The organism is Coriobacteriia bacterium, from assembly GCA_013336165.1.
In the GTDB taxonomy this organism is placed as follows: domain Bacteria; phylum Actinomycetota; class Coriobacteriia; order Anaerosomatales; family JAAXUF01; genus JAAXUF01.
In genome coordinates this window covers 101,967-126,531 of sequence record JAAXUF010000003.1, presented here as the reverse complement: position 1 = coordinate 126,531, position 24,565 = coordinate 101,967, and the positions used below count along the sequence as shown (strand labels likewise).

The 24,565-nt window shown below is 61.2% G+C and carries 21 protein-coding genes and 5 tRNA genes; all 26 read left to right on the top strand.

Going from position 1 to position 24,565, the window contains the following annotated elements:
- The first annotated feature begins 3 nt into the window (after positions 1-3).
- Positions 4-1,347, top strand: coding sequence for a DNA repair protein RadA (radA, locus tag HGA39_03525; protein ID NTW28417.1), 1,344 nt, complete (start codon positions 4-6; stop codon positions 1,345-1,347).
- Positions 1,348-1,428: 81 nt separating this feature from the next.
- Entirely contained in the window at positions 1,429-2,463 is a 1,035-nt protein-coding gene (disA, locus tag HGA39_03520; protein ID NTW28416.1) for a DNA integrity scanning protein DisA, read from the top strand.
- A 14-nt stretch (positions 2,464-2,477) separates the two neighbouring features.
- Positions 2,478-3,248 carry a 2-C-methyl-D-erythritol 4-phosphate cytidylyltransferase gene (gene ispD / locus HGA39_03515; GenBank protein NTW28415.1) on the top strand — a complete coding sequence of 257 codons (771 nt, stop codon included), beginning with the start codon at positions 2,478-2,480 and terminating at the stop codon, positions 3,246-3,248.
- Positions 3,226-3,699 carry a 2-C-methyl-D-erythritol 2,4-cyclodiphosphate synthase gene (locus tag HGA39_03510; protein NTW28414.1) on the top strand — a complete coding sequence of 158 codons (474 nt, stop codon included), beginning with the start codon at positions 3,226-3,228 and terminating at the stop codon, positions 3,697-3,699. The genes ispD and HGA39_03510 overlap by 23 nt, the downstream gene beginning before the upstream one ends.
- A gap of 85 nt (positions 3,700-3,784) precedes the next feature.
- The gene (gene cysE, locus HGA39_03505) at positions 3,785-4,507 is read left to right on the top strand and encodes a serine O-acetyltransferase (protein ID NTW28413.1); all 723 of its coding nucleotides are present in this window, start codon (positions 3,785-3,787) and stop codon (positions 4,505-4,507) included.
- 102 nt (positions 4,508-4,609) lie between these two features.
- Complete coding sequence (locus HGA39_03500; GenBank protein NTW28412.1) at positions 4,610-6,100, top strand: cysteine--tRNA ligase; 1,491 nt, start codon at positions 4,610-4,612, stop codon at positions 6,098-6,100.
- Positions 6,101-6,103: 3 nt separating this feature from the next.
- Positions 6,104-6,841, top strand: coding sequence for a 23S rRNA (guanosine(2251)-2'-O)-methyltransferase RlmB (gene rlmB, locus HGA39_03495; GenBank protein NTW28411.1), 738 nt, complete (start codon positions 6,104-6,106; stop codon positions 6,839-6,841).
- Positions 6,838-7,350, top strand: coding sequence for an RNA-binding protein (locus HGA39_03490; GenBank protein NTW28410.1), 513 nt, complete (start codon positions 6,838-6,840; stop codon positions 7,348-7,350). Before rlmB ends, HGA39_03490 begins: the two co-directional genes overlap by 4 nt.
- Positions 7,351-7,418: 68 nt before the next feature.
- Positions 7,419-7,493: transfer RNA gene (locus HGA39_03485), tRNA-Thr, on the top strand.
- Between the two features lie 224 nt (positions 7,494-7,717).
- Positions 7,718-7,802, top strand: a tRNA-Tyr gene (locus tag HGA39_03480).
- A 36-nt stretch (positions 7,803-7,838) separates the two neighbouring features.
- A tRNA-Thr gene (locus tag HGA39_03475) sits at positions 7,839-7,914 on the top strand.
- 44 nt (positions 7,915-7,958) lie between these two features.
- A tRNA-Met gene (locus tag HGA39_03470) sits at positions 7,959-8,034 on the top strand.
- Between the two features lie 133 nt (positions 8,035-8,167).
- Positions 8,168-9,352 carry an elongation factor Tu gene (gene tuf / locus HGA39_03465; protein ID NTW28409.1) on the top strand — a complete coding sequence of 395 codons (1,185 nt, stop codon included), beginning with the start codon at positions 8,168-8,170 and terminating at the stop codon, positions 9,350-9,352.
- 167 nt (positions 9,353-9,519) lie between these two features.
- Entirely contained in the window at positions 9,520-9,669 is a 150-nt protein-coding gene (gene rpmG, locus HGA39_03460) for a 50S ribosomal protein L33 (GenBank protein NTW28408.1), read from the top strand.
- 28 nt (positions 9,670-9,697) lie between these two features.
- Positions 9,698-9,774 (top strand) — tRNA-Trp (locus HGA39_03455).
- Between the two features lie 78 nt (positions 9,775-9,852).
- Entirely contained in the window at positions 9,853-10,134 is a 282-nt protein-coding gene (gene secE, locus HGA39_03450; GenBank protein ID NTW28407.1) for a preprotein translocase subunit SecE, read from the top strand.
- Positions 10,135-10,139: 5 nt separating this feature from the next.
- On the top strand, positions 10,140-10,670 hold the full coding sequence (gene nusG, locus HGA39_03445) for a transcription termination/antitermination protein NusG (GenBank protein ID NTW28406.1): 531 nt from the start codon (positions 10,140-10,142) through the stop codon (positions 10,668-10,670).
- Between the two features lie 130 nt (positions 10,671-10,800).
- Entirely contained in the window at positions 10,801-11,232 is a 432-nt protein-coding gene (gene rplK / locus HGA39_03440; GenBank protein NTW28405.1) for a 50S ribosomal protein L11, read from the top strand.
- A gap of 84 nt (positions 11,233-11,316) precedes the next feature.
- Entirely contained in the window at positions 11,317-12,033 is a 717-nt protein-coding gene (rplA, locus tag HGA39_03435) for a 50S ribosomal protein L1 (GenBank protein NTW28404.1), read from the top strand.
- Positions 12,034-12,392: 359 nt separating this feature from the next.
- Positions 12,393-12,914 carry a 50S ribosomal protein L10 gene (gene rplJ / locus HGA39_03430; protein ID NTW28403.1) on the top strand — a complete coding sequence of 174 codons (522 nt, stop codon included), beginning with the start codon at positions 12,393-12,395 and terminating at the stop codon, positions 12,912-12,914.
- A gap of 70 nt (positions 12,915-12,984) precedes the next feature.
- Positions 12,985-13,362, top strand: a complete 378-nt coding sequence (gene rplL / locus HGA39_03425; protein ID NTW28402.1) for a 50S ribosomal protein L7/L12 — start codon at positions 12,985-12,987, stop codon at positions 13,360-13,362.
- A 212-nt stretch (positions 13,363-13,574) separates the two neighbouring features.
- Positions 13,575-17,081: a DNA-directed RNA polymerase subunit beta gene (locus tag HGA39_03420; GenBank protein ID NTW28401.1), complete on the top strand. Its 3,507-nt coding sequence runs from the start codon at positions 13,575-13,577 to the stop codon at positions 17,079-17,081.
- Between the two features lie 3 nt (positions 17,082-17,084).
- On the top strand, positions 17,085-21,317 hold the full coding sequence (locus tag HGA39_03415) for a DNA-directed RNA polymerase subunit beta' (GenBank protein NTW28400.1): 4,233 nt from the start codon (positions 17,085-17,087) through the stop codon (positions 21,315-21,317).
- A gap of 186 nt (positions 21,318-21,503) precedes the next feature.
- Positions 21,504-21,881 carry a 30S ribosomal protein S12 gene (locus HGA39_03410; protein NTW28399.1) on the top strand — a complete coding sequence of 126 codons (378 nt, stop codon included), beginning with the start codon at positions 21,504-21,506 and terminating at the stop codon, positions 21,879-21,881.
- Between the two features lie 58 nt (positions 21,882-21,939).
- On the top strand, positions 21,940-22,410 hold the full coding sequence (gene rpsG / locus HGA39_03405; GenBank protein ID NTW28398.1) for a 30S ribosomal protein S7: 471 nt from the start codon (positions 21,940-21,942) through the stop codon (positions 22,408-22,410).
- Between the two features lie 42 nt (positions 22,411-22,452).
- A complete protein-coding gene (fusA, locus tag HGA39_03400) occupies positions 22,453-24,543 on the top strand; it encodes an elongation factor G (protein NTW28397.1) in 2,091 nt (696 codons plus the stop codon).
- Positions 24,544-24,565: the final 22 nt, after the last annotated feature.

Genomic DNA, 24,565 nt, shown 5'->3' with positions numbered 1-24,565 from the left:
ACGGTGGCGAAATCGCGAAGCGTCTGGTGCTGCGGGAACTGCGGTACCACTGCGTCGCGATGGATCGGCCGCTGTCCTGAATGTGGCGAGTACGGGACGTTTTCCGAGGAGGACGTCCGACCGGTCGGAAACGAGCGGTCGGGCGTCCTCGCTGCGGCCCCGGTGTCGCTTTCCGCTGTCGGGAATACCCAAGCGGTTCGCACCTCCTCTGGTGTGCCCGAGTTCGACCGCGCGCTCGGCGGAGGGCTCGTAGCGGGCTCGCTCCTGCTACTCGGTGGCGAACCGGGAATAGGGAAGTCAACTCTTCTATTGCAGGTCGCGGATGCTCTCGGCATGGGAGGCTCCGACGTCCTCTATGTGTGTGGCGAGGAGTCACCTCAGCAGATCGGGCTTCGCGCCAAACGGCTCGGGGCGGTTTCGAGTCGCATCGCGCTTCTGCCGGAGGTTGATATCTCGGTAGTCGAGCAGGTCGTGCGGGAGCGCAAGCCCGGTGTGCTGGTTATCGATTCCATTCAGACCGCATTTGACCCGGATGCCGGTGGCGCGCCTGGTAGTGTCGGGCAGATTCGTGCGTGCACGTCGCGGCTGATGCGAGTCGCAAAGGACCTCGGCGTGACTACGTTCCTTGTCGGCCACGTGACGAAGGACGGCGCGATAGCGGGGCCTCGCATGTTGGAGCACATGGTCGACGTCGTGCTCTACTTCGAGGGTGACCGGGACCATTCCTTCCGGATCGTTCGTGCGGTCAAGAACCGGTTCGGTCCTTCAGGTGAGATAGGCGTCTTCGAGATGGGCGAGGCGGGGCTTGCGGGGGTTGACTCTCCGTCGGCCACGCTCTTGGCCGAGCGAACCAAGGCCGTTCCCGGATCGGCAGTCATGGCGGCCGTGGAAGGATCGAGGACGCTGCTTGTCGAGGTACAGGCGCTTGTCACGCCGAGTTATCTGCCAGCGCCGAGAAGGCTTGCCACCGGTATCGACCTTGCGCGCCTGCTGCAGGTGCTCGCCGTGCTTGAGCGTCGGGCAGGGCTGTCCTTCGCCGGACAGGATGTGTACGTGTCAGTTGCCGGTGGCCTTCGGGTGACCGAGCCTGCCGTCGATCTGCCTCTCGCCCTCGCGCTCGCTTCGGCGCGAAAGGACGTTCCCGTGCCGATAGATATCGGCGCCTTTGGCGAACTTGGACTCACAGGACAGGTCAAGCCGGTCTCGCGAGCCGCCGATCGGGTGCGCGAGGCTTCTCGGCTGGGGATGAGCAGAGTATTGGGCGCAGCTTCGGCGTCGGCGGGAAAAACCTCGGTACAAGGACTCGTGAATGTGGCGACGGTGAACGACGCGCTTGGTATGCTGTAACAGCGCTGATTGCGCGTGTGTGGTTCCTACACGAATCCGAAGTCGGAGGCGCAGGTGGCTGAGCAGCGAGGGAAGGACCTGATGCACCAGGAACTCGAAAAGGTCGCGCCGGGAACGCGGCTACGCGAGGGGCTCGACATGATTCTGTCGGCACGCACCGGAGCCCTGATCGTAATGGGGGACACGGATGCGGTCGACGAGCTGTGCGATGGCGGATTCGTCATAGATACGCCGTTTTCTCCGCAGCGCCTCTTCGAACTCGCCAAGATGGACGGCGCCATCATTCTTGATGAGGGTGGGGAGAGGATCATCCGAGCCAACGTGCACCTCGTGCCCGATTCATCGCTTCTGACCACCGAGACGGGAATGCGCCACCGGACCGCCGAGCGGGTGAGTCGTCAGACACACGCGCTGGTTCTTTCGGTGTCTCAGCGTCGCGAAGTCGTTAGCCTCTACTTGCGCGGCCGCCGAGTCGCCCTCGAGGATATCGAGGTCGTCTTGGCGAAAGCCAATCAGGCGTTGCAGACGCTTCAGAACTACCGCACGAGGCTCGACGAGGTTCTTGACCGGCTTACCCATCTAGAGTTCTACGATCTCGTCACCATAGGCAATGTGGCAGAGGCCGTCGGGCGATTCGAGATGGTTCGGCGCGTTTCCAAGGAAGTCACACGGTATATTGCGCAGCTTGGCACCGACGGAAGGCTCATCAGGATGCAGGCAGATGAGCTGACCGCCAACGTGGAGGACCAGTACCTGCTTCTCACCCGGGACTATGCCGCCGATCCTTCGCTGCGTGAAGCGGCCTCGCTCCTCGGCCGTTTTGCGGAGCTTCCGCTCGAGAGGCTGCTCGAGTCGGATGCTGTCGCGCACGAGCTTGGGTTGGATGCCATAGACCGCGCGGAGCAGCACGTCTACTCGCGGGGGTACCGAGTGCTTGCGCAGTTGCCGGCATTGCCGGCAGGCGTCACAAACCGGCTGGTGGCTCGTTTCGACTCGCTCCCGGGCATCATGAAGGCGTCCTCTGAGCAGCTTGACGAGGTGGATGGCGTCGGCACCCGCAGGGCCAAAGCAATAGCGAGCGGCCTGATGCGGCTCAAGGCCCACTCCGAGGTCTAGAGGTATCCATGTTCATGAGCGCCGCCGGCAGAAAGGCCACCGACGTGGGTCATGTGAGAACCGCGGCAGTGATCGTGGCCGGTGGGAATGGCGAGCGCTTCGGTTCGGCGAGCGGCAAGCAGCTTGCCGTCCTGCTCGGGCGACCGATGCTCGGCTGGACTGCCGAGGCGTTCGACGCTGCCCCGGGTGTCGACCTGATCGTACTTGTCGCGCACCCAGGCCGCGTGGCCGACTACCGGGCAGCTCTTGACGCGCTCGGACTCCAGACTCCGCTCGTGGTGACCGGCGGAGGCGAAACCCGTCAGGAGTCCGTCGCCAACGGGCTTGCCGCAGTTCCCGGTACCGCTGAGATAGTCCTTGTCCACGACGGCGCAAGACCGCTCGTGACGAGTGACCTCATCGGGAGGCTTCTCGAGACGCTCGAGACCGCCCCGGAGGCGGCAGGCGTCGTCGTCGGCTACCCGTCAGTGGACACGCTCAAGCTTGTCGAGGGGCAGCGCGTGCTGTCCACTCCCGACCGCGCGCGTTTCTGGGCGGTGCAGACGCCGCAGGTGTTTCGGCTGGAGGCGCTGAAGGTGGCGTTTGCGCGGGCATCGGCCGATGGCTTCCTTGGAACTGATGACGCCTCGCTTGTCGAGCGTTTGGGTGGGCTTGTGCTCCTCTTCGAGGGGCCGAGAGACAACATCAAGGTGACCGTCCCCGAGGATCTCGCGCTGGTCGAAGCGATCTTGGCGCGCAGGTTGGAGAGAGGAGGTTCAAGAGATGCGGATAGGGATCGGGTATGACGCCCATGCATTCGCCGAAGGTCGGCAGCTGATTCTCGGTGGCGTGCGGATCGACCACGATCGAGGTCTTCTCGGCCATTCGGATGCCGACGTCCTTGCGCATGCACTCGCTGACGCAGTGCTCGGCGCGTTGCGTGCGGGGGATATCGGAGCGCTGTTTCCGGACACGGATCCCGCCTATTCCGGTGCCGACTCAATCGTCCTGCTCTCCCGCGTCGGCGATCTTGCGCGTGAGATGGGCTGGGTGGTCGTGGACGCCGATTGCGTGCTGATCCTTGAGCGGCCCAAGATATCGCCGTTCCGAGACCATATGCGCGCGAACCTTGCGCGTGCGCTCGGCGTTCCGCTCGACTCTGTTGGCCTGAAGGCCACCACCACCGAGGGTCTCGGGTTCGAGGGCCGGGCCGAGGGGGTCGGAGCGCAGGCGGTCGTGCTGTTGGACCGAGCGTAGAAGTGCATGTGGGAATCTGCTGCTAGACTGTGCGGCAGGAAGGTGCCACGGGCACGAGGACTGATAGGGAGCCTTGACCAAGACCATGTTCGAGCGAATGCGTGAAGACATCCGGAGTGTGAAGGAGCGCGACCCCGCAGCGACATCGTCGGCGAGCGTGCTGTTCAACTACCCTGGCTTGCACGCACTGTGGGGGTACCGGATCAACCACTGGCTCTGGACCCATGGCTCTCCCGGATTCGCCCGCTGGTGCTCCCAAGCCGTGCGCTTTTGCACGGGAATCGAGATCCATCCCGGTGCTCTGATCGGCCGACGATTCTTCATTGACCACGGCATGGGTGTGGTCATCGGCGAGACGACGATCATCGGCAACGATGTGACGCTGTACCAAGGGGTCACGCTCGGCGGTACCGGCAAGGAGGTCGGCAAGAGGCATCCGACGCTTGAGGACTGGGTGGTTGTGGGCGTCGGCGCTTCCGTGCTGGGCGACATCACGGTGGGGCACGGCAGCAAGGTCGGTGGCGGCGCGGTCCTGATTGACGACGTCCCTCCGAACTGCACGGTGGTGGGTGTGCCGGGGCGCGTGGTCATGCGCAGCGGATCGCGGATCGATGCCATCGATCTGCACCACGAGGATCTTCCCGACCCGGTCGTCGAGATGTTCCGCTGTCTTCAGCGTCGCATGGACCGGCTCGAGCGCCGCGCATCAGAAGACCGGGAGGCGGTTCTGCACCTGGGCGCGGCCGAGCTGGAGTCGGAAGAGGCCGCTGTTGACGTCGACGACGCCGACAGGATCTGTGAGATATAGCCGATATCACCATTCCGCGCCTCGACGCCGACCCGCCAAGCCGGGGGCGATATACTGGGCACGCAATCAACACGCGACGACTTCTCGAAACAGGTCACATCAATGAAGGTCTATAACTCGCTCACCCGCACAAAGGAAGAGTTCGTGCCCCGCGAGGCCGGCAAGGTCGCCGTCTACGTGTGCGGGCCGACGGTCTACAACTACATCCATATCGGCAATGCGCGCACGTTCCTTTCATTCGATGTCATCAGGCGCTACCTGGAGCACAAAGGGTTCGACGTGCGTTTCGTCCAGAACATCACCGACGTCGACGACAAGATCATCAACCGCGCCGCCGAGGAAGGCCGCGCTCCCGCCGAGATCGCCGAGCAGTACGCCGAGGCGTTCTATGCGGACATGCGCGCCCTCGGCGTGAAGGACCCGACGGTCCGCCCCAAGGCCACGGAGACCATCCCCCAGATGGTTGCGACCATCACGCGGCTCATCGAGGGTGGCCACGCGTACGAGGCCGACGGCGACGTCTACTTCTCGGTACGCAGCTTCCCGGCATACGGCCTGCTCTCCGGCCGCGATATCGATGCGATGGAAACGCAGGCTCGCGTCGAGTCCGGCGATCGCAAGCGCGACTCGCTCGATTTCGCTCTCTGGAAAGCCGCCAAGCCCGGCGAGCCGCACTGGCCGAGCCCGTGGGGGGAGGGGCGCCCCGGTTGGCACATCGAATGCTCGGTCATGTCGGAGATGGAACTTGGCCTGCCGTTCGACATCCACGGCGGCGGAAGCGACCTCATCTTCCCGCACCATGAGAACGAGATCGCGCAGTCCGAGGCGGCGTTCGGCGTCCCGTTCGTGCGCTACTGGCTACACGGCGGCATGCTGCAGATCAACGCCGAGAAGATGAGCAAGTCTCTCGGCAACTTCACGCTCGCTCGCGACGTGCTGGCCCGCTATCCTGTGCCGGTGATCCGCCTGCTCATGCTCCAGACCCACTATCGCAGTTCACTCGACTTCTCCGACGTGCGACTCGACGAGACCGCTATCGCCTATGAGCGACTCGACAACTTGGTGCGCAACCTGCGCTGGGCACGCGAGTCTCCGGCGTCCGGCGCTGGTGTCGCCGGCGCGGCCGTCGAGGATCTGCGCTCGGCGATCCACGAGACCCGCGAGAAGTTCGACGCCGAGATGGACGACGACTTCAACACCGCCGGCGCGCTGGCCGCCATCTTCGAGATCGCCCGCATCGCCAACGGCTTCCTCGCTGATCATCAGTCCGCGATCGCCGAGACAGACCGGCAGGTCCTGTGCGAAGCCGAAGATGCCGTCGTGTCGCTGCTCGGCGTGCTGGGCGTGGATCTGGCGTGCGAGCAGCGCACCGCGTACCCGCCCGAGGTCCTCGGCCTGGCGCGCGAGGTGGCTGGCTACGAGGGTACGGACGCGGAAGCGGGCGTCGAAGCTCTTCTGGCGGCCCGTGCGTCCGCGAGAGCCGACAAGAACTGGGCGCTGGCCGACGCGGTGCGAGACGGGCTCGCGAAGGTCGGGCTCCTCATCGAAGATACCGCACAGGGCGCGCGCGTCGTCTTCCGGCCGGAAGGCTAGGCAATGCTCATCATTGAAGGTCGCAATTCGGTCATCGAGGCGCTGCGCGCCGGGGTGCCATTGCGCAACATATTCATCGCCGAGGGCACCAAGCCCGACCGCGGAATCGACGAGATAGTGCGCCAGGCGGGCGTGGCCCGAGTCCCGGTCAAGCGCGTACCGCGCCGCGACATCGATTCGCGCAGCGAGCGGGGAGCGCACCAAGGCGTGCTCGCTGAGGCGGATCCGTACCGCTTCGCTTCGCTCGACGACGTCTTGTCGGCGGCGGAGGGCAAGGTCCGCTCACTCATCATCGCGCTCGATCACGTGACGGATCCCGGCAATCTCGGCGCCGTCTGTCGGAGCGCCGAAGTCGTCGGCGCTGACGGGGTGATTGTCGCCAAGCGCCGCTCGGCCGCGGTGACGCCGGCGGCGTACAAGACTTCGGCCGGTGCACTCGCGCACGTGCATCTCGCTCAGGAGCCAAACCTCGTGCGCTCGATAGAACGCTGCAAGGAGGCGGGCTACTGGGTGGCCGGCGCCTCCGAACGGGCCGAGCAGAACGTATGGGAGGCTCCTCTGGACGGCCGCGTCGTCTTAGTGATGGGCTCGGAAGGTGCAGGGTTGTCTCGACTGGCACTGGAGGCCTGTGACTTCTTGGTGCGCCTGCCGCAGGCCGGCAAGGTCGGTTCACTCAACGTCGCGCAGGCGACAACCGCCATCGCCTACGAATGGCTGCGCCGAGGGGCTCAGCAAAAGTGAGCAAGCATCGGGTGCTGATCGTTGACGGTTACAACGTCATCCGGCAGACGCCGCCGTATTCCGTGCTTGCCGAGCAAGACCTTGATACGGCACGAGCGGCACTTGTCTCGGATGTGTCGGCGTATGCGGCTCAAGGTGCATGGCGTGCCACGGTCGTTTTCGACGCCCACGCAAACCCGCGATCCGACGGCGTATCTCATCGGCTGGCCGGGCTCACAGTCACGTTCTCTAGGTACGGAATCGACGCTGACTCGGTGATAGAGTCCCTTGCGCGTGCGGCGAGGGAGCGTGGCGACGAGACGGTCGTGGTCACTTCGGACGCGCAGATGCAATGGACGGTGCTCGGAGGCTCGGTTGGCAGGATGTCTTCGGCGGAGTTTGCGGACTCCCTGAGGGACAGCAGCGGATGGTGGCGGGAGCACTCGCCGGCCGGCAGCGTTCGTGGCAGGCTGGAGGACCGCATCGATGAGGCGACTCGCCGTCGGCTTGCGAAATGGGCGCGGAGCTAGCCGATCCGACAAACACCCCGCTGCGCCGCTGACATGCGGCCTTTCCTCGGATACACTGATGCCTGCTTGCTGGCGTAGCTCAATGGCAGAGCAACTGATTTGTAATCAGTAGGTTGCGGGTTCAACTCCTGTCGCCAGCTCCATCTCCTGCTCATCATCGTGAGGGAGTACACTGTGCGAGCGGACTCCGTTCATGATTCCTGTTTCGGAGATCTGTATCGAACGGGTTTTTGTAGCGGGGGGAGTAGCCACACCCGGCACCGTTGTCGGCATTGACACTCTATGCGGCGATGGCTTACTATGCCGACTGCCTTTCTAGGGCGCTGCAACTTGAAAAGCGTACAGAAGGTCTATTTTTTTGTCTCCCGGGGGTGTGCCCGAGTGGCTAAAGGGGACGGGCTGTAAACCCGTTGGCTACGCCTACCCAGGTTCGAATCCTGGCGCCCCCACCAGGAGAGCTCCGATTGGGTTTCGTCCGGCATGAAAGCGCCCACATAGCTCAGTTGGCAGAGCACTTCCTTGGTAAGGAAGAGGTCACCGGTTCAAGTCCGGTTGTGGGCTCCATCGTGCGGCCCGATTCCAGCCGGGTTTGGCTCGCGATTGGCCCCGGCGGTGTAGCTCAGCGGCTAGAGCACGCGGTTCATACCCGCGGAGTCACTGGTTCAAATCCAGTCACCGCTACCAGGTACCACACGTCGTCCGCGGGGCGGCGTTTATAGGTAGACAGTATCGTAAAGTACAATTAGTAGACGGATGCGGCTGACGGCACGGACAGTTGTCGGTTTCCGTCGCAGAGGCCCTTTTAAGGAGGAGACTCATGGCGAAGAAGAAGTTCGAGCGCACCAAGCTGCACGTCAACGTGGGTACCATCGGTCACGTCGACCACGGTAAGACTACGCTTACCGCAGCCATCACCAAGCGTCAGGCGGAGAAGGGTTTCGCTGACTTCACCCCGTTCGACCAGATCGACAAGGCTCCCGAAGAGCGCGAGCGCGGTATCACTATCGCTATCGCTCACGTCGAGTACCAGACCGCAACTCGCCACTATGCGCATGTTGACTGCCCGGGTCACGCTGACTACGTCAAGAACATGATCACCGGTGCCGCACAGATGGACGGCGCAATCCTGGTCATCGCTGCGACCGATGGCCCGATGGCCCAGACCCGTGAGCACATTCTGCTTGCCCGTCAGGTCGGCGTTCCCTACATCGTTGTCTTCCTCAACAAGTGCGACATGGTTGACGACGAAGAGCTCATCGAGCTTGTCGAGATGGAAGTTCGCGAGCTGCTCTCCGACAACGAGTTCCCCGGCGACGACACCCCGATCATCCGTGGTTCGGCGCTCAAGGCCCTCGAGGGCGATCAGGAATGGGTCTCCGGCATCGATGAGCTTATGAATGCCATCGATACTTTCATTCCCGATCCCATTCGCGACACCGACAAGCCGTTCCTCATGGCTGTTGAGGACGTCTTCACGATCACCGGCCGCGGTACTGTAGCTACCGGTCGTGTCGAGCGTGGCAAGGTTCATGTCGGCGACGATGTTGAGATCGTCGGCATTCACACCACCCGCAAGACAGTAGTCACGGGCGTTGAGATGTTCCGCAAGCTCCTCGATGAGGCGCAGGCCGGCGACAACATCGGCGTTCTGCTCCGCGGCGTTGCGCGCACGGACATCGAGCGCGGCCAGGTTCTGTGCAAGCCGGGCTCGATCACCCCGCACTCCGACTTCATGGGCCAGGTCTACATCCTGACCAAGGAGGAAGGCGGCCGTCACACCCCGTTCTTCGATGGCTATCGCCCGCAGTTCTACTTCCGTACCACCGATGTTACCGGTGTTGCGCACCTCCCCGAGGGCACCGAGATGGTTATGCCGGGCGACAACGTTGTCGTTCGCGGCGAGCTCATCAACCCGATCGCCATGGAGGAAGGCCTGCGCTTCGCCATCCGCGAGGGTGGTCGCACCGTTGGCTCAGGTCGAGTTATCGAGATCCTGAAGTAGTAGATTCTCACACGCTATGAGAGCGGGGTCCGGCGCGTTCGGTGTCGGACCCCGTTTCACCGCCCGGAAACCGGGCGTGCCGAGTTTGACAGTGCCAAAAAAGGGGTGCTAGAGTACCCTTCCGCGCTCGAACCTTTCCGGTTCGGGGCGGCCCCACAGGAGGACCCATGCGAACGCTGGTTACGCTGGCATGCACTGAGTGCAAGCGCCGGAACTACACCACCAATAAGAGCAAGCAGAACAACCCGGAACGCATCGAGTACAAGAAGTACTGCAAGTGGTGCAAGACCCACACTGTTCACAAAGAGACCCGATAGTCTCTACTATGTGAGCTTGCTAAGATGCAGGCCAGTAGCTCCAATTGGTAGAGCGCCGGTCTCCAAAACCGGATGTTGGGGGTTCGAGCCCCTCCTGGCCTGCCAGTGCTCACTCTCGTCGCCGCGCCTGCTGCGATGTGTACAAAGCGGCCAAACAGGACCGCTGTGAAGGACGGAAAACGTATGGCCAAGGGAACAACACCTGACAAGCCGAAGAGCGCTGAGAAATCGGCCAAACAGGCGAAGCTCGGCAAGTCCGGCAAGCCGAACGTGTTTGCCCGGCTGGTCAGCTACGTCCGCGACGTGCGTTCCGAGATGAAACGCGTCGTGTGGCCCTCTCGGTCCGAAGTGCTGAATTCGAGTGTCGTTGTCATTACGACGCTACTTTTCTTCATTGTGTTCATAGCCGCAACCGACTTCGTTGTCGTCAAGGCTCTCGGCCTATTGTCCAAGATCGGCGGGTAGCTTAATTGGCAAAGAAGTGGTACGTGATTCATACATACTCCGGTTACGAGAACAAAGTTAAGACCAACCTTCTCCACCGCATTCAGTCGATGGGAATGGACGAGAAGATATTCAAGGTCGAAATCCCGACTGAGACCGTTACCGACCTCAAAGAGGGCGGCAAGCGGGTCACCTCTGAGAAGAAGGTCTTTCCCGGGTACATCTTGGTTCAGATGGAGCTTGACGACGAGTCTTGGTACGTCGTGCGCAATACTCCCGGAGTCACTGGTTTCGTCGGCTCACAAGGTAAGCCGGTGCCTCTTTCGCGCGACGAGTTCCATCGGATCATGAAGCGCACGGAATCCGGCGTGAAGCAGCGTACCTCGACCGATCTGGTTGAAGGTATGGGGGTCAAGGTGACCTCCGGTCCGCTTGCCGACTTCGACGGTATAATCTCTGAGGTCAATGCGGATGCTGGCAAAGTGAAAGTACTGGTTTCGATATTCGGTCGCGAAACGCCTGTCGAACTTGGGTTCGATCAGGTGGCTAAGCTCTAGGGAACCCACTCAGGCTCGTGCCCCGCGGTTGTGGAGCCGCTGGGGGCTTCTCACGGAAGCGCTCTGAGCGGATATAGATGCGAGACTAACACGGCTGACATGGCCGTAGACAAGAGAGATGGTTAGCACCATGGCCAAGAAGAAGAAGATAGTCGGCTTCATCAAGCTGCAGCTCAATGCAGGTCAGGCAACGCCTGCCCCTCCTGTGGGCCCGGCGCTGGGTCAGCACCAAGTCAACATCATGCAGTTCGTGCAGGCGTACAACGCCGCCACCGCCGACAAGGTCGGAACGGTCATCCCGGTCGAAATCACCGTCTATGACGATCGGTCATTTGATTTCGTACTCAAGACCTCACCCGCGTCCGTCCTCCTGAAGCAGATCGCCGGCGTTCCGTCGGGCTCGGCCACGCCGAACCGCACCAAGGTCGCCAAGATCACGAATGCACAGCTTCGCGAGGTTGCGGAGACGAAGATGCCGGATCTCAACGCCAACGACATCGATGCCGCCATGAAGATCATCGCCGGCACCGCCCGTTCGATGGGTATCGAGATCACCGAGTAGCAGCACCGGATTGGCCGCGGCGATACGCGCCGCGTGTAAGTGGGAGGGCCGGGCAGGTCCGTTGACCACGAGAGGAAGCATATTATGCCCAAGCACGGAAAGAAGTTTCGCGAGGCAGCCTCAAAGATCGACAAGTCGCGCGTTTACGCGCCTCTGGAGGCAGCACGCCTTGCACAGGAAATCTCGACTGCGGGCTTCGACGAGACCCTCGAAGTTCACTTTCGTCTCGGCGTAGACACCCGCCAGGCAGACCAGCAGGTTCGCGGCTCGGTGTCGCTGCCCAACGGAACCGGCAAGACGGTTCGTGTCGCGGTCTTCGCGGAGGGCGAGAAGGCCCGCGAGGCTGAGGCGGCTGGTGCCGACATCGTCGGCAGCGATGATCTCGTCGAGCGGATTCAGGGCGGCTTCTTGGACTTCGACGCTACGGTCGCGACTCCCGATCAGATGAGCAAGGTCGGAAAGCTCGGCCGCATCCTCGGTACCAGGGGCCTCATGCCCAACCCGAAGCTCGGTACCGTGACGCAGGATGTTGGCCGCGTCATCAAGGAACTCAAGGCCGGTCGTGTCGAGTACCGTGCCGACAAGTTCGGTATCGCCCATGTCGGGATCGGCAAGGTTTCCTTCGAGTCGGTCGCCCTGATCGAGAACTACCGCGCCGTTCTCGACGAGATCATTCGCGCCAAGCCTTCGAGCTCAAAAGGCAAGTACCTGAAGTCCATCACCATGGCCACGACGATGGGCCCTGGTATCAAAGTCGATACCAGCAAGACCCGCAACCTGCTCGAGGAAACTGCCGAGTAGGCAGCGCAGTTTGACCGTGGTGTGCCCTTGGGCAGATCACACGCTTGACGGAACGCCGGTACCTCGGTACCTTGACCTACGTTCACAAATCAATAGTGCACATAGATTCACTGCCGAAGACAGCCGGTGCCCCTAGTATCGGGCGTAATGGAAGCGCTTAAGTGCGTGTCCGCCTGCCGAGGTGGTCGTTAAGGTGCCGCGGAAGCGGCATCATGAGCAAATGCTCGCGGCCCCCGCTGCTTCATCGGTGGGGGCCGTATTGTTTCTTTCGAAGGTATTCGGAAATGCGGCTCGCGCAATCGGTTCTCGTGAGAGGCCGAACCCGGGTCGTGTGCACGAAACGGGAAGGAGGGGAGTACATGCCCACAGTTCAGAAAGAAGAACTAGTAGTCGAGATCAAGGGCCGGTTTGCCGAAAGCGAATCGGTCATCATGACCGACTACCGCGGTCTGACCGTCAAGGAGATGCAGGAACTCCGTGGCTTGCTGCGCGGGGCGGGAAGCGACTTCAAGGTCTACAAGAACTCGCTGACCCAGATTGCGATGCGAGAGCTTGCTCTTCCGAGCTTGGACGAGTATCTCGCAGGACCGACGGCTATCGTGTTCGCCGGTGATGATCCTGTGGCTGCGGCCAAGGTTCTCAACACGTTCGCAAAGACCCACAAGACTCTTGTGGTCAAGGGTGGCTTGGTTCAGAACCGCATCGTCGACGCTGATGGCGTTCAGGCGATTGCCGCACTTCCGTCGCGCGAGCAGCTCATTGCGAGCCTTCTCGGCACCATGCAGAATCCGCTTGTCAAGATCGTCCGGGTGCTCAACGGCCCGGCCGCAGCTTTCGCTCGCGTCCTGAACGCGATCGCAGAGCAGAAAAAGGCTGCTTAGGTAGCAGCCGGCAGATGACCTGGCGAACCTTCGAGGGTTCGTCATCGAGACCAATAAGGAGAAGACAGAAATGGCTGTCAGCAAAGACGAAATCATTGAGGCAATTAAGGCGATGCCCGCGCTTGAGCTCTCCGAGCTCGTGCATGAGCTCGAGGAGATCTTCGGCGTGTCCGCCGCCGCTCCGGCCGCTGTTGCGGTCGCCGCCAGTGGCGAGGAAGCCGCTCCCGTCGAGGAGAAGGACAGCTTCGACGTCAGCCTCGAGAGCTTCGGCGACAACAAGATCGCCGTCATCAAGGTTGTTCGTGAGCTCACCGGTCTGGGTCTGAAAGAGGCCAAGGACGCCGTTGAGGCCGCGCCGAAGGTCGTCGTTGAAGGCGCAGCAAAGGACAAGGCCGAGGAGGCCAAGGCCAAGCTCGAGGCCGCTGGCGCCACAGTCGTCCTCAAGTAGTTCGCACCGCATTTCGACTCGACACCGGGTCGTCGACCTTCAAAAGGGGAAGACCGGTCCGGATATGCGAAGGCCGGGACCACACGGTCCCGGCCTTCGACTCGACTCGCAAAAAGGCAGATAGTTTCTGTTGACGTCCGGATGGACGTTGACTATCCTACTACTTTGCGACTAATGTCGGCAGCTTCCCATTCTGAAGGAGGAATCGCCTGGTGCCCCGCGGACAAGGTTCCCCCGTCGTCAGCGCCGAGCGGCGCGAGCGTCGCAGCTTCGCTAAGATCCCCGAAGTACTTGAGGTCCCCAATCTTATCGCGCTTCAGCGAGATAGTTTCAAGTGGTTCCTTGAGGCAGGTTTGCGCGAGACCTTCCGGGATATTTCCCCGATCGAAGACTTCACAGGCACTCTCGCAGTAGAGTTCGGTGTCCATGAATTCGGCGATCCCAAGTACTCCGTAGAGGAGTGCAAAGAAAAAGACATGTCCTATCAAGCTCCGCTTTTCGTCGAGGTCCGTTTCATCAACAAGGACACCGGCGAAATCAAGGAGCAGCAGGTCTTCATGGGCGATTTCCCGCTCATGACGGATCGCGGCACCTTTGTTATCAACGGCACCGAGCGTGTCGTTGTCTCTCAACTTGTCCGTTCGCCGGGCGTCTACTACTCCGAGGAACTCGATAAGACGAGCGACAAGATCATCTACACCGCGAAAGTGATTCCGGCCCGCGGTGCATGGCTCGAGCTTGAGACCGATCGCCGCGACATTGTTTCGGTGCGCATCGACCGCAAGCGCAAGCAGCCGGCCACGGTACTCCTCAAGGCGCTCGGCATCGCCGAGACCCGCGAGGAAATCCTCGAGATGTTCGGCAATTCCGAGGCTATCCAGCATACTCTCGATCGCGACTTCACTGAGACGCGCGAAGATGCCCTCATCGAGATCTACAAGCGTCTTCGTCCGGGTGAGCCTCCTACCGTCGAGTCCGCCCGCGCGCTGTTGGACGGGCTGTTCTTCAACCCGCAGCGCTACGATCTTGCTCGAGTCGGCCGCTATAAGGTGAACAAGAAGCTGAAGCTGACACTGCCGGACGAGCAGTCGACGCTGACCGCTGAGGACATCAAGGCTGCCATCGCCTATCTGGTAAAGCTGTGGGAAGGTTCGTCCGAGGCGCATATCGACGACATCGACCACTTCGGCAACCGTCGTATCCGCAGCGTCGGCGAGCTCATCCAGAACCAGTTCCGTATCGGTCTGGCTCGCATGGAGCGCGTTGTGCGCGAGCGCATGACCACTCAAGATGTGGATGAGATCACGCCGCAGTCACTCATCAACATCAGGCCGATCGTCGCCTCGATCAAGGAGTTCTTCGGTTCGAGCCAGCTCTCGCAGTTCATGGACCAGACCAACCCTGTTGCCGGTCTGACGCACAAGCGTCGGCTCTCCGCACTTGGGCCCGGCGGTCTGTCGCGTGAGCGTGCCGGCTTCGAAGTCCGAGATGTTCACCCGAGCCACTACGGACGCATGTGCCCCATCGAGACGCCTGAAGGTCCAAACATCGGCCTCATCGGTTCGCTGGCGACCTTCGCGCGTATCAACCCGTACGGCTTCATCGAGACTCCATACCGCAAGGTGGAAAACGGTGTCGTCACCGACGACATCCACTACCTCACCGCGGACGAGGAAGAGAAGCACGTCATCGCGCAGGCGAACGAGCCGTTCGACGCGAATACGGGCATCTTCAGCAACCCCAAGGTCCTGTGCCGCGTCATGGGATCTTCCGGCGACTTCGGCGAGCCTGAAGAGAAGATCCCCGCCGAGGTTGACTTCATGGACGTCTCGCCGCGCCAGATGGTGTCGGTTGCCACCGCCCTGATTCCGTTCCTCGAGCACGACGACGCCAACCGCGCCCTTATGGGCTCGAACATGCAGCGTCAGGCTGTGCCGCTGCTCAAGCCTTCGGCCCCGCTCGTAGGAACCGGTATGGAGTATCGTGCCGCGATCGACACGGGCGAGATCATCCTCACGAAGCGTTCGGGCCAAGTAGAGATCGTCGACGCCACCAGCATTCAGGTGCGCGCGAACGACGGTTCGCTGGATACCTACCGTCTGCCCAAGTTCATGCGTTCCAACCAGGGAACCTGCATCACCCACAGGCCGCTTGTGACCCAGGGTATGACGGTTTCCGAGGGCGAAGTGCTTGCGGACGGTCCCTCGACGGAGAATGGCGAGCTTGCGCTCGGTCAAAACCTTCTTGTCGCGTTCATGCCTTGGGAAGGCTACAACTACGAAGACGCAATCATCCTCTCAGAGCGTGTGGTCAAGGAAGACCTCCTGACCTCGATCCACCTTGAGGAGTACGAAGTCGAGGCCCGCGACACCAAGCTTGGCCCTGAAGAGATCACCCGCGAGATCCCCAACGTCGGTGAGGACGTGCTTGCCAACCTCGATGAGGACGGCATCATCCGTATCGGCGCCGAGGTGTTTCCGGGCGACGTTCTAGTCGGCAAGGTCACTCCCAAGGGAGAGACTGAGCTCACCGCCGAGGAGCGCCTGCTGCGCGCAATCTTCGGCGAGAAGGCCCGCGAGGTCCGCGACACATCGCTTAAGGTTCCGCACGGTGAAACCGGCCGTGTGATCTCTGTGCACAAGTTCAGCCGCGACGCTGGTGACGATCTGCCGCCGGGCGTCAACGAGCTTGTCCGTGTCTCCGTTGCGCAGAAGAGGAAGATCCAAGAGGGCGACAAACTTGCCGGCCGTCACGGAAACAAGGGTGTCATCTCCAAGATCCTCCCGATCGAGGATTTGCCGTTCCTTGCCGATGGGACGCCCGTCGACATTATCTTGAACCCGCTGGGCGTACCGAGCCGAATGAACATCGGGCAGTTGCTTGAGACGCACCTCGGCTGGGCCGCCAGCGTTGGATGGAGCGACGATGCGTCGTCCAATGATGCGGTCCAAGGTCCAATTCCTGTGGCCACCCCTGTGTTCGACGGTGCGCGTGAGACGGAGATCTCGGACGTAATCGAGGCAGCCAACCGTAACCTGCATCTCAAGCACCAAGAGCGCTACGGTGACAAGTACTTCTCACAGATCGTGCCGACCCTTTCGAGGACCGGCAAGACGCAGCTCTTTGACGGTCGCACGGGTGAGCCGTTCCGCGAGCCGATCACGGTGGGGCAGATCTACATTCTGAAGCTGCTGCACCTGGTCGACGACAAGATCCACGCGCGTTCGACCGGCCCGTACTCACTTATCACTCAGCAACCGCTCGGTGGTAAGGCGCAGTTCGGCGGCCAGCGTTTCGGAGAGATGGAAGTGTGGGCGCTGTACGCGTACGGCGCAGCTTACGTTCTCTCCGAGATCATGACGATCAAGTCCGACGACATTGTCGGGCGCGTGAAAGCGTACGAGGCGATCGTGAAAGGCGAGAACATCACCGAGCCGGGCATTCCGGAGTCGTTTAAGGTTCTCGTCAAGGAAATGCAGTCACTCTGTCTAGACGTTGAGATCATCTCGGAGAGCGGCGAGGAGATCGAACTCAAGGAAGAGGACGAAGACATCTTCAAGACAGCCGAGGAATTGGGACTTGATCTTGGCGGAGGCCGCCGAGACGACCTTGATTCGGTTGACGCACTCGAGGAACTTCTCGAGAGCGATGTTTCCGCACTCGATATCGCCGGCGAGTTCGGAGAGCCTGACATGGACCTGACGGACGAGGAGGAGTAACCATTGCTCGACGTCGACGTCAATAACTTTGACCGGCTTCGCATAGGGCTTGCGAGCTCGGAACAGATTCGCCAATGGTCACGCGGTGAGGTTAAGAAGCCGGAGACCATCAACTACCGCACGCTCAAACCCGAGAAGGACGGACTCTTCTGCGAGAAGATCTTCGGTCCGACGAAGGACTGGGAGTGCTACTGCGGCAAGTACAAGCGCGTGCGCTTCAAGGGCATCGTGTGCGAGCGCTGCGGCGTCGAGGTCACTCGCGCCAAAGTTCGCCGCGAACGCATGGGGCACATCGAGCTTGCCGCGCCCGTCAGTCATATCTGGTACTTCAAGGGTGTACCGTCGCGCATGGGTTACCTGCTCGACATCGCACCCAAGGATCTGGAGAAGGTGCTCTACTTCGCGAGCTCCATCATCACCTCGGTGAACCTGGAGAACCGCGAGGCCGACCTTCCGATGCTGAAAGACGAGCTCACTGCCGACATTGAACAGCTTGACGCCGAGATGCGTGAAGAGCTGGAAGAGGTCGTCGCCGAGCGCGATCGTCTCATCGCTGTCGCGCGAGGAGAGGCCGAGCCCGAAGAGGGCGACGATCTCGATGATGAGACGCCGACAGAAGACCGCATCAAGAAGGTCGTGCGTGACGCCGAGCGCGATATCAAAGACATCGAAGAGGAGTACGCCGACCGCAAGGCGCTGTTCCAGGAAGCTTTCGATACGTTCGTGAAGTTGTCCGTCAAGTCGCTCATCAACGATGAGACCCTGTATCGCGAGATGAAGTTGCGCTTTGGCGACTACTTCCGCGGAGGAATGGGCGCCGAGGCCGTCAAGGACCTTCTCGCCGACCTGAACCTCGGCGAGCTTGCTCTTGTACTCCGCGAGCAGATTAGGGACGGTAAGGGACAGAAGCGCCAGAAGGCGATCAAGCGCCTGAAAGTCGTGGATGCCCTGCTGCGTTCCAAGAACCGCGCCGAGTGGATGATCTTGGACGCCGTGCCTGTCATTCCGCCGGATCTGCGTCCGATGGTCCAACTCGATGGCGGGCGTTTCGCCACGAGCGACTTAAACGACCTGTATCGCAGAGTGATCAACCGCAACAACCGTCTGAAGAGGCTTCTGGATCTCGGCGCGCCTGAGATTATCGTGAACAACGAGAAGCGTATGCTTCAGGAGGCTGTCGATGCCCTGTTCGACAACGGCCGTCGAGGCCGCCCTGTCACGGGTCCCGGCAACAGGCCTCTGAAGTCGCTTTCCGACATGCTCAAGGGCAAGCAGGGACGCTTCCGCCAGAACCTTCTCGGCAAGCGCGTCGACTACTCAGGGCGTTCGGTCATTGTCGTCGGACCTGAGCTGAAGCTGCACCAGTGCGGCCTGCCGAAAGCCATGGCGCTTGAACTCTTCAAGCCGTTCGTGATGAAGCGCTTGGTCGATCTCGACCACGCGCAGAACATCAAGAGCGCCAAGCGCATGGTCGATCGCCAGAAGGGTGTCGTTTGGGACGTGTTGGAAGAGGTCATTCGCGACCATCCGGTCATGCTCAACCGCGCGCCCACCCTGCACCGCCTCGGCATACAGGCGTTCGAACCGATTCTGGTCGAAGGCAAGGCCATCAGGATCCATCCGCTCGTATGTACGGCTTTCAACGCCGACTTCGACGGCGACCAGATGGCTGTGCACCTGCCCCTGTCTGCAGAAGCGCAGGCAGAGGCTCGCATCCTGATGCTTTCAACCAACAACGTGAAATCGCCGGCCCACGGACGTCCGTTGACGACGCCGACGCAGGACATGGTCATCGGCCTGTACTACTTGACGGCCGATCGCGCCGGCGTGCCCGGCGAAGGGCGCGCGTTCTTCAGCATGGATGAGGCGCTGCTTGCTTACGACGCCAGAAGTGACCTAGATCTTCAGGCTAAGATCTTTGTGCGCCTGCATGAGGACCTTCGCGTCCAGCCCAAGCCTGACGTGTTCGAAGAGAAGAAGGCCGGAGAGCGCATTGAGACGACGGTTGGGCGTATCACGTTCAACAGGTCGCTTCCTGACGACTACCCCTTCATCAACTATGAAGTGGGCAAAAAGGGCATCAGCCGCATCGTCGAGGACTGCTCGGTTCTCTACTCTACGACCCGCATGGGCATGATTCTGGACGAGCTCAAGCGCCTGGGCTTCCACTACGCCACGCGCGCAGGCGTTACTGTGTCGGTATACGACGCGATGATCCCAGAGGACAAACCGGAGATTCTCGGCCGCGCGGATGCGCTTGTGCTCAAAGTGGAGGAGCAGTACGACACTGGTCTTATCACGCGTGAGGAACGGCACCGCCAGATCGTTGACGTGTGGACCCGTGCGACCGATGAGGTCGGCGATTCGATGGCGGCGAGCTTCGACAAGTTCAACCCCATCTACATGATGGCGTACTCGGGCGCACGAGGTAACATCAAGCAGATCCGTCAGCTGGCCGGCATGCGAGGCCTGATGGCGAACCCGAAGGGTGACATCATCGACCGCCCGATCAAGGCGAACTTCCGAGAAGGCCTCACGGTTCTCGAGTACTTCATTTCGACCCATGGAGCTCGTAAGGGCCTCGCCGACACCGCCCTGCGTACGGCAGACTCGGGCTATCTGACGCGCCGTCTTGTCGACGTTGCTCAGGACGTTATCGTCCGTGAGTCGGACTGCGGCACAGACGAAGGCGTTGCGCTGCCGGTTCTCAAGGACGACGGTGCTGTCGACCACAATCTTGTCGGCAGGTGTCTGCTCGAGCCGGTCGTGAACCCAGCGACAGGCGAGGTGCTTCTCGACGCCGGCGAATACATCGGCCATGACAACCAGGTTCGTATGTTCGCCGATGCAGGCGTGCATACGGTTGTCGCGCGCACGGTGATGACCTGCCATGCGAAGTTTGGCATCTGCCAAGCATGCTACGGCTGGGATCTTGCGTCCTCGAGGCCTGTCGACATCGGAACCGCGGTGGGTATCATCGCTGCTCAGTCCATCGGCGAACCGGGCACTCAGCTCACCATGCGTACGTTCCACACCGGTGGAGTTGCGGGCGAGGACATCACCCACGGTCTCCCGCGTGTCACAGAACTGTTCGAGGCCCGCAAGCCGAAAGGCCAGGCAGTGCTTGCCGAGGCCGGCGGTCGGCTGTCCATCGAGGACCAAGACAAGACGCGCAAGCTCACGATCATTGACGAGCAGGGTGAGGAGCGGATCTATACCGTGTCTCGCCGTGCCACGCTGCTCCCGGGAACTTCCGATGGAGCAATGATCGAGATGGGTCAGCAGCTCACTAAGGGTTCAGTGAACCCTCACGACTTGCTGCACCTCAAGGGACCGAACGAAACCCTTCGCTACATCGTCGAGCAGGTGCAGGATGTGTACCGCTCGCAGGGTGTAGACATCAACGACAAGCATATCGAAGTCATCTCTCGGCAGATGCTGCGCAAAGTCAGCGTCACAGAGCCGGGAGACACCGACTTCCTGCCCGGTCAGCTGGTTGAGCGTCTCGAGTTTGCGGCTGCCAACAACACTGTGGTCGCCGGCGGGGGAGAGCCCGGAAGCGGGCATCCGACCTTGCTCGGCATCACCAAGGCCTCGCTTGCCACGGAGAGCTACCTGTCGGCGGCATCGTTCCAGGAGACCACCAGAGTCCTCACGGACGCAGCTATCGCGGGCAAGGAAGACAACCTGCTCGGCCTCAAGGAGAACGTCATCATCGGCAAACTCATCCCGGCTGCGACCGGCATGAAGCGCTACCGTTCGGTGAAGCTGACCTACAAAGGCCAAAACATCGAGGCGGAGAGCGCTGCTGCTGAGGGACCACTGCCTGATTGGGCGCCCGAGGAGCTCAGGGAGATCGAGGCGTTGCTCCCGGCCATACCGGAGCCGTCGATGCTTTCCGATGAGGACTTCGAGAGTGCATTTGCAGACTTCGATCTTGAGGATGCCGATATCGATGTGGCTGCGTTTGCCGGGATCACGTTTGATCCCAACGCCGATACATCAGCGGCAAGCATTCGCTTGCTTGCGAAGCGCGATCCGTCTGCGGTGGCTCTTGGCGACATCGGAGTATCGACTCGCTGGGTGAATAAGTTTGCCGAGGCCGGCGTCGAGACACTCGCCGATCTTCGTGGCAAGACGGAAGATGATTTGCTCAGCCTTCCCGGCATCGGCCAGCGGGCGGTTGACGAGGTAAGGGACGGCCTTGAAGCGAACGGACTGTCGCTGCTCGGCTAAGATGCGTATCTGACCTGCGCCTGGGCATCTGCCTGGGCGCAGGTGCGTGTCGGAAATGGATACGCCCGGGTGCGTGGTGTTTGACACGCTGCTCGGGGCTTGGTAAAGTGCGACCTTGTGACTTGACGCTCGGGGGTCACGTAGAAACCTCGAGCTGGCACGAGACATCAACGAAGGAGTGCAGCGTTGCCTACAATCAACCAGCTGGTCCGCAAGGGCCGCAATCAGGCAGCCGAGAAGAGCAAGACGCCGGCGCTGAAAGGGAACCCGCAGAAGCGCGGAGTGTGTACCCGTGTGTACACCACCACCCCGAAGAAGCCGAACTCGGCCCTGCGTAAGGTCGCTCGTGTCCGCCTTACGAGCGGTATGGAAATCACGGCGTACATTCCCGGTATCGGTCACAACCTGCAGGAGCACAGCATCGTGCTTGTGCGCGGCGGCCGTGTTAAGGACCTCCCGGGTGTTCGCTACAAGATTATCCGCGCTGCGCTCGACTGTGCCGCAGTGAACAAGCGTGCCCAGGCACGTTCGCGCTACGGCGCTAAGAAGCCCAAGACCAAGTAATTGTGATGTGATGGACCGCGACCGCGCGGTCCTGACCGCTTTAGGAGGAGACAGGCAGATGCCAAGGCGCGCAGCAGCTGTCCGGCGCGAGATCATGCCAGACAGCATTTACAACAACAGGCTCGTCACTCAACTGATCAACAAGGTGTTGCTCGACGGCAAGAAGGCCACCGCCGAGGACATCGTGTACGGCGCTTTCTCGATCGTCGAACAGCGCACGGGTGCTGATCCTTTGGCCACGTTCAAGAAGGCCATGGACAACGTCCGCCCGACGCTTGAGGTTCGCCCGAAGCGAGTCGGCGGCGCGACGTACCAAGTTCCGGTCGAAGTCAACTCTCGCCGTTCGACCACTCTTGCGGTTCGCTGGGTTGTGACCTTCTCGCGGAAGCGCCGTGAGAAGACCATGGCCGAGCGTCTTGCCGGTGAGATCCTCGATGCATCGAATGGAGCGGGTTCCTCGGTCAAGAAGCGTGAGGACCTCTTCAAAATGGCCGAGTCAAACCGTGCCTTCTCGCACTACCGCTGGTAATAGCTCCGACCGCTTGCGAATGAGATAGAGGTCTGCAGTTTAATGGCCACCCCCAAGTACACACTCGCCAAGACCCGCAACATCGGGATCATGGCTCATATTGACGCCGGTAAGACCACGACGACTGAGCGCGTTCTGTACTACACAGGCAAGACGCACAAAATCGGCGAGGTCCACGACGGCGCTGCCACCATGGACTGGATGGTTCAGGAGCAGGAGCGCGGCATCACCATCACTTCCGCCGCGACCACCGCGTTCTGGAAGGACCACCGGATCCAGATCATCGATACCCCCGGGCACGTCGATTTCACCGTCGAAGTCGAGCGGTCCCTTCGAGTTCTGGACGGCGCGGTCGCAGTATTCTGCGCTGTCGGCGGGGTCGAACCGCAGTCTGAGACAGTCTGGCGTCAGGCGGACACTTATGGAGTCCCTCGTATCGCCTACATCAACAAGATGGATCGCTCGGGCGCTGACTTCTATAACGTCGTCGGAATGATGAAGTCGCGCCTAGCTGCTCGCCCTGTATCCATCCAGCTCCCCATCGGCGCCGAGGATACCTTCACCGGCATCATCGACCTGATCGAGATGCACGCCATCCATTTCAACGAGGATGACAAGGGAATCAATCCCACCGTTGGCGAGATCCCAGCCGAACTCGCGGACGATGCGGAAATGTACCGCCATGAACTCATCGAGATTGCTACGGAGTGGGACGACGAGCTCATGATGAAGGTCATGGAAGACGAGCCCGTCACTGCCGCCGAGATCAAAGCGGCCCTGCGTCGTGCGTGCATCGCCAACGCGGTCACTCCGGTCGTCTGCGGTGCATCGTTTAAGAACAAGGGCGTTCAGCCCCTCTTGGATGCGGTTGTCGACTTCCTGCCCTCGCCACTCGATATTCCTGCGATCAAGGGAATCGACCTCGATACCGACGAAGAGGTAGAGCGTCCGGCGGATGCCAAGGCGCCGTTCGCCGCTCTCGCATTCAAGGTCATGACCGACCCGTTTGTCGGCAAGCTGACCTACTTCCGCGTCTACTCGGGCACGCTGAGCTCCGGCTCCTACGTGCTGAACTCGACCAAGGGCCACAAAGAGCGCATCGGCCGTCTCCTACAGATGCACGCGAACCATCGCGAGGACATTGACGAGGTTTCGGCAGGCGACATCGTTGCCGCAGTCGGACTCAAGAACACCACGACCGGCGATACGCTGTGCGCGGAAGACTTCCCTGTGCTCCTCGAGTCGATGGTCTTCCCCGATCCGGTTATCGACATCGCGATCGAGCCCAAGACCAAGGCCGAGCAGGACAAACTCGGCAACGGGCTTGCGAAACTCGCAGAAGAGGATCCGACGTTTCGGGTACGCACCGACATCGAGACCGGCCAGACCATCATCGCCGGAATGGGCGAGTTGCACCTCGAGGTCATCGTCGACAGGCTTCTGCGCGAGTTCAAAGTCGAAGCGAATGTCGGCAAGCCTCAAGTTGCCTACCGCGAAACGGCAAGCCGTCGCGCCGACAACGTCGACCTGAAGTACGCCCGCCAGTCTGGTGGCCGTGGTCAGTACGGTCACGTTGTGATCAACCTCCTGCCCCAGGAACCGGGTGCCGGCTACTCCTTCGACAACAAGGTCGTCGGCGGCGCGATTCCCAAGGAGTACATTCCTTCAGTGGACAAGGGCATCCAGGAGTCGCTCGGTTCCGGCGTATTGGCCGGCTACCCGATCGTCGACGTCAAAGTCGAACTCATAGACGGTAGCTATCACGAAGTCGACTCCTCGGAAATGGCGTTCAAGATCGCCGGCTCGATGGCCTTCAAAGAGGCCCTCCGCAAAGCGGGCCCGATCATCCTTGAGCCGATGATGTCCGTTGAGGTCAACACGCCCGAGGACTTCATGGGCGACGTCATCGGCGACCTGAACCGTCGTCGCGGACATATCGGAGCGATGGAGCAGCGCGGAAATGCGCAGGTCATCCGCGCTAAGGTTCCGCTGTCCGAGATGTTCGGGTATGCAACCGACTTGCGCTCGAAGACGCAGGGACGTGCGGCTTACACCATGCAGTTCAAGGCGTACGAGCAGGTGCCGAAATCGGTGGCAGAAGAGATCGTCAGCAAGGTCGGCGGCAAAGCTTAATACAGGCAACACGCACGCCCCG

Coding starts and splice junctions, on each gene's coding strand:
- disA (NTW28416.1), top strand. CDS start 1,429: ATGCACCAGGAACTCGAAAAGGTCGCGCCGGGAACGCGGCTACGCGAG.
- ispD (NTW28415.1), top strand. CDS start 2,478: ATGAGCGCCGCCGGCAGAAAGGCCACCGACGTGGGTCATGTGAGAACC.
- HGA39_03510 (NTW28414.1), top strand. CDS start 3,226: ATGCGGATAGGGATCGGGTATGACGCCCATGCATTCGCCGAAGGTCGG.
- cysE (NTW28413.1), top strand. CDS start 3,785: ATGTTCGAGCGAATGCGTGAAGACATCCGGAGTGTGAAGGAGCGCGAC.
- HGA39_03500 (NTW28412.1), top strand. CDS start 4,610: ATGAAGGTCTATAACTCGCTCACCCGCACAAAGGAAGAGTTCGTGCCC.
- rlmB (NTW28411.1), top strand. CDS start 6,104: ATGCTCATCATTGAAGGTCGCAATTCGGTCATCGAGGCGCTGCGCGCC.
- tuf (NTW28409.1), top strand. CDS start 8,168: ATGGCGAAGAAGAAGTTCGAGCGCACCAAGCTGCACGTCAACGTGGGT.
- rpmG (NTW28408.1), top strand. CDS start 9,520: ATGCGAACGCTGGTTACGCTGGCATGCACTGAGTGCAAGCGCCGGAAC.
- secE (NTW28407.1), top strand. CDS start 9,853: ATGGCCAAGGGAACAACACCTGACAAGCCGAAGAGCGCTGAGAAATCG.
- rplK (NTW28405.1), top strand. CDS start 10,801: ATGGCCAAGAAGAAGAAGATAGTCGGCTTCATCAAGCTGCAGCTCAAT.
- rplA (NTW28404.1), top strand. CDS start 11,317: ATGCCCAAGCACGGAAAGAAGTTTCGCGAGGCAGCCTCAAAGATCGAC.
- rplJ (NTW28403.1), top strand. CDS start 12,393: ATGCCCACAGTTCAGAAAGAAGAACTAGTAGTCGAGATCAAGGGCCGG.
- rplL (NTW28402.1), top strand. CDS start 12,985: ATGGCTGTCAGCAAAGACGAAATCATTGAGGCAATTAAGGCGATGCCC.
- rpsG (NTW28398.1), top strand. CDS start 21,940: ATGCCAAGGCGCGCAGCAGCTGTCCGGCGCGAGATCATGCCAGACAGC.
- fusA (NTW28397.1), top strand. CDS start 22,453: ATGGCCACCCCCAAGTACACACTCGCCAAGACCCGCAACATCGGGATC.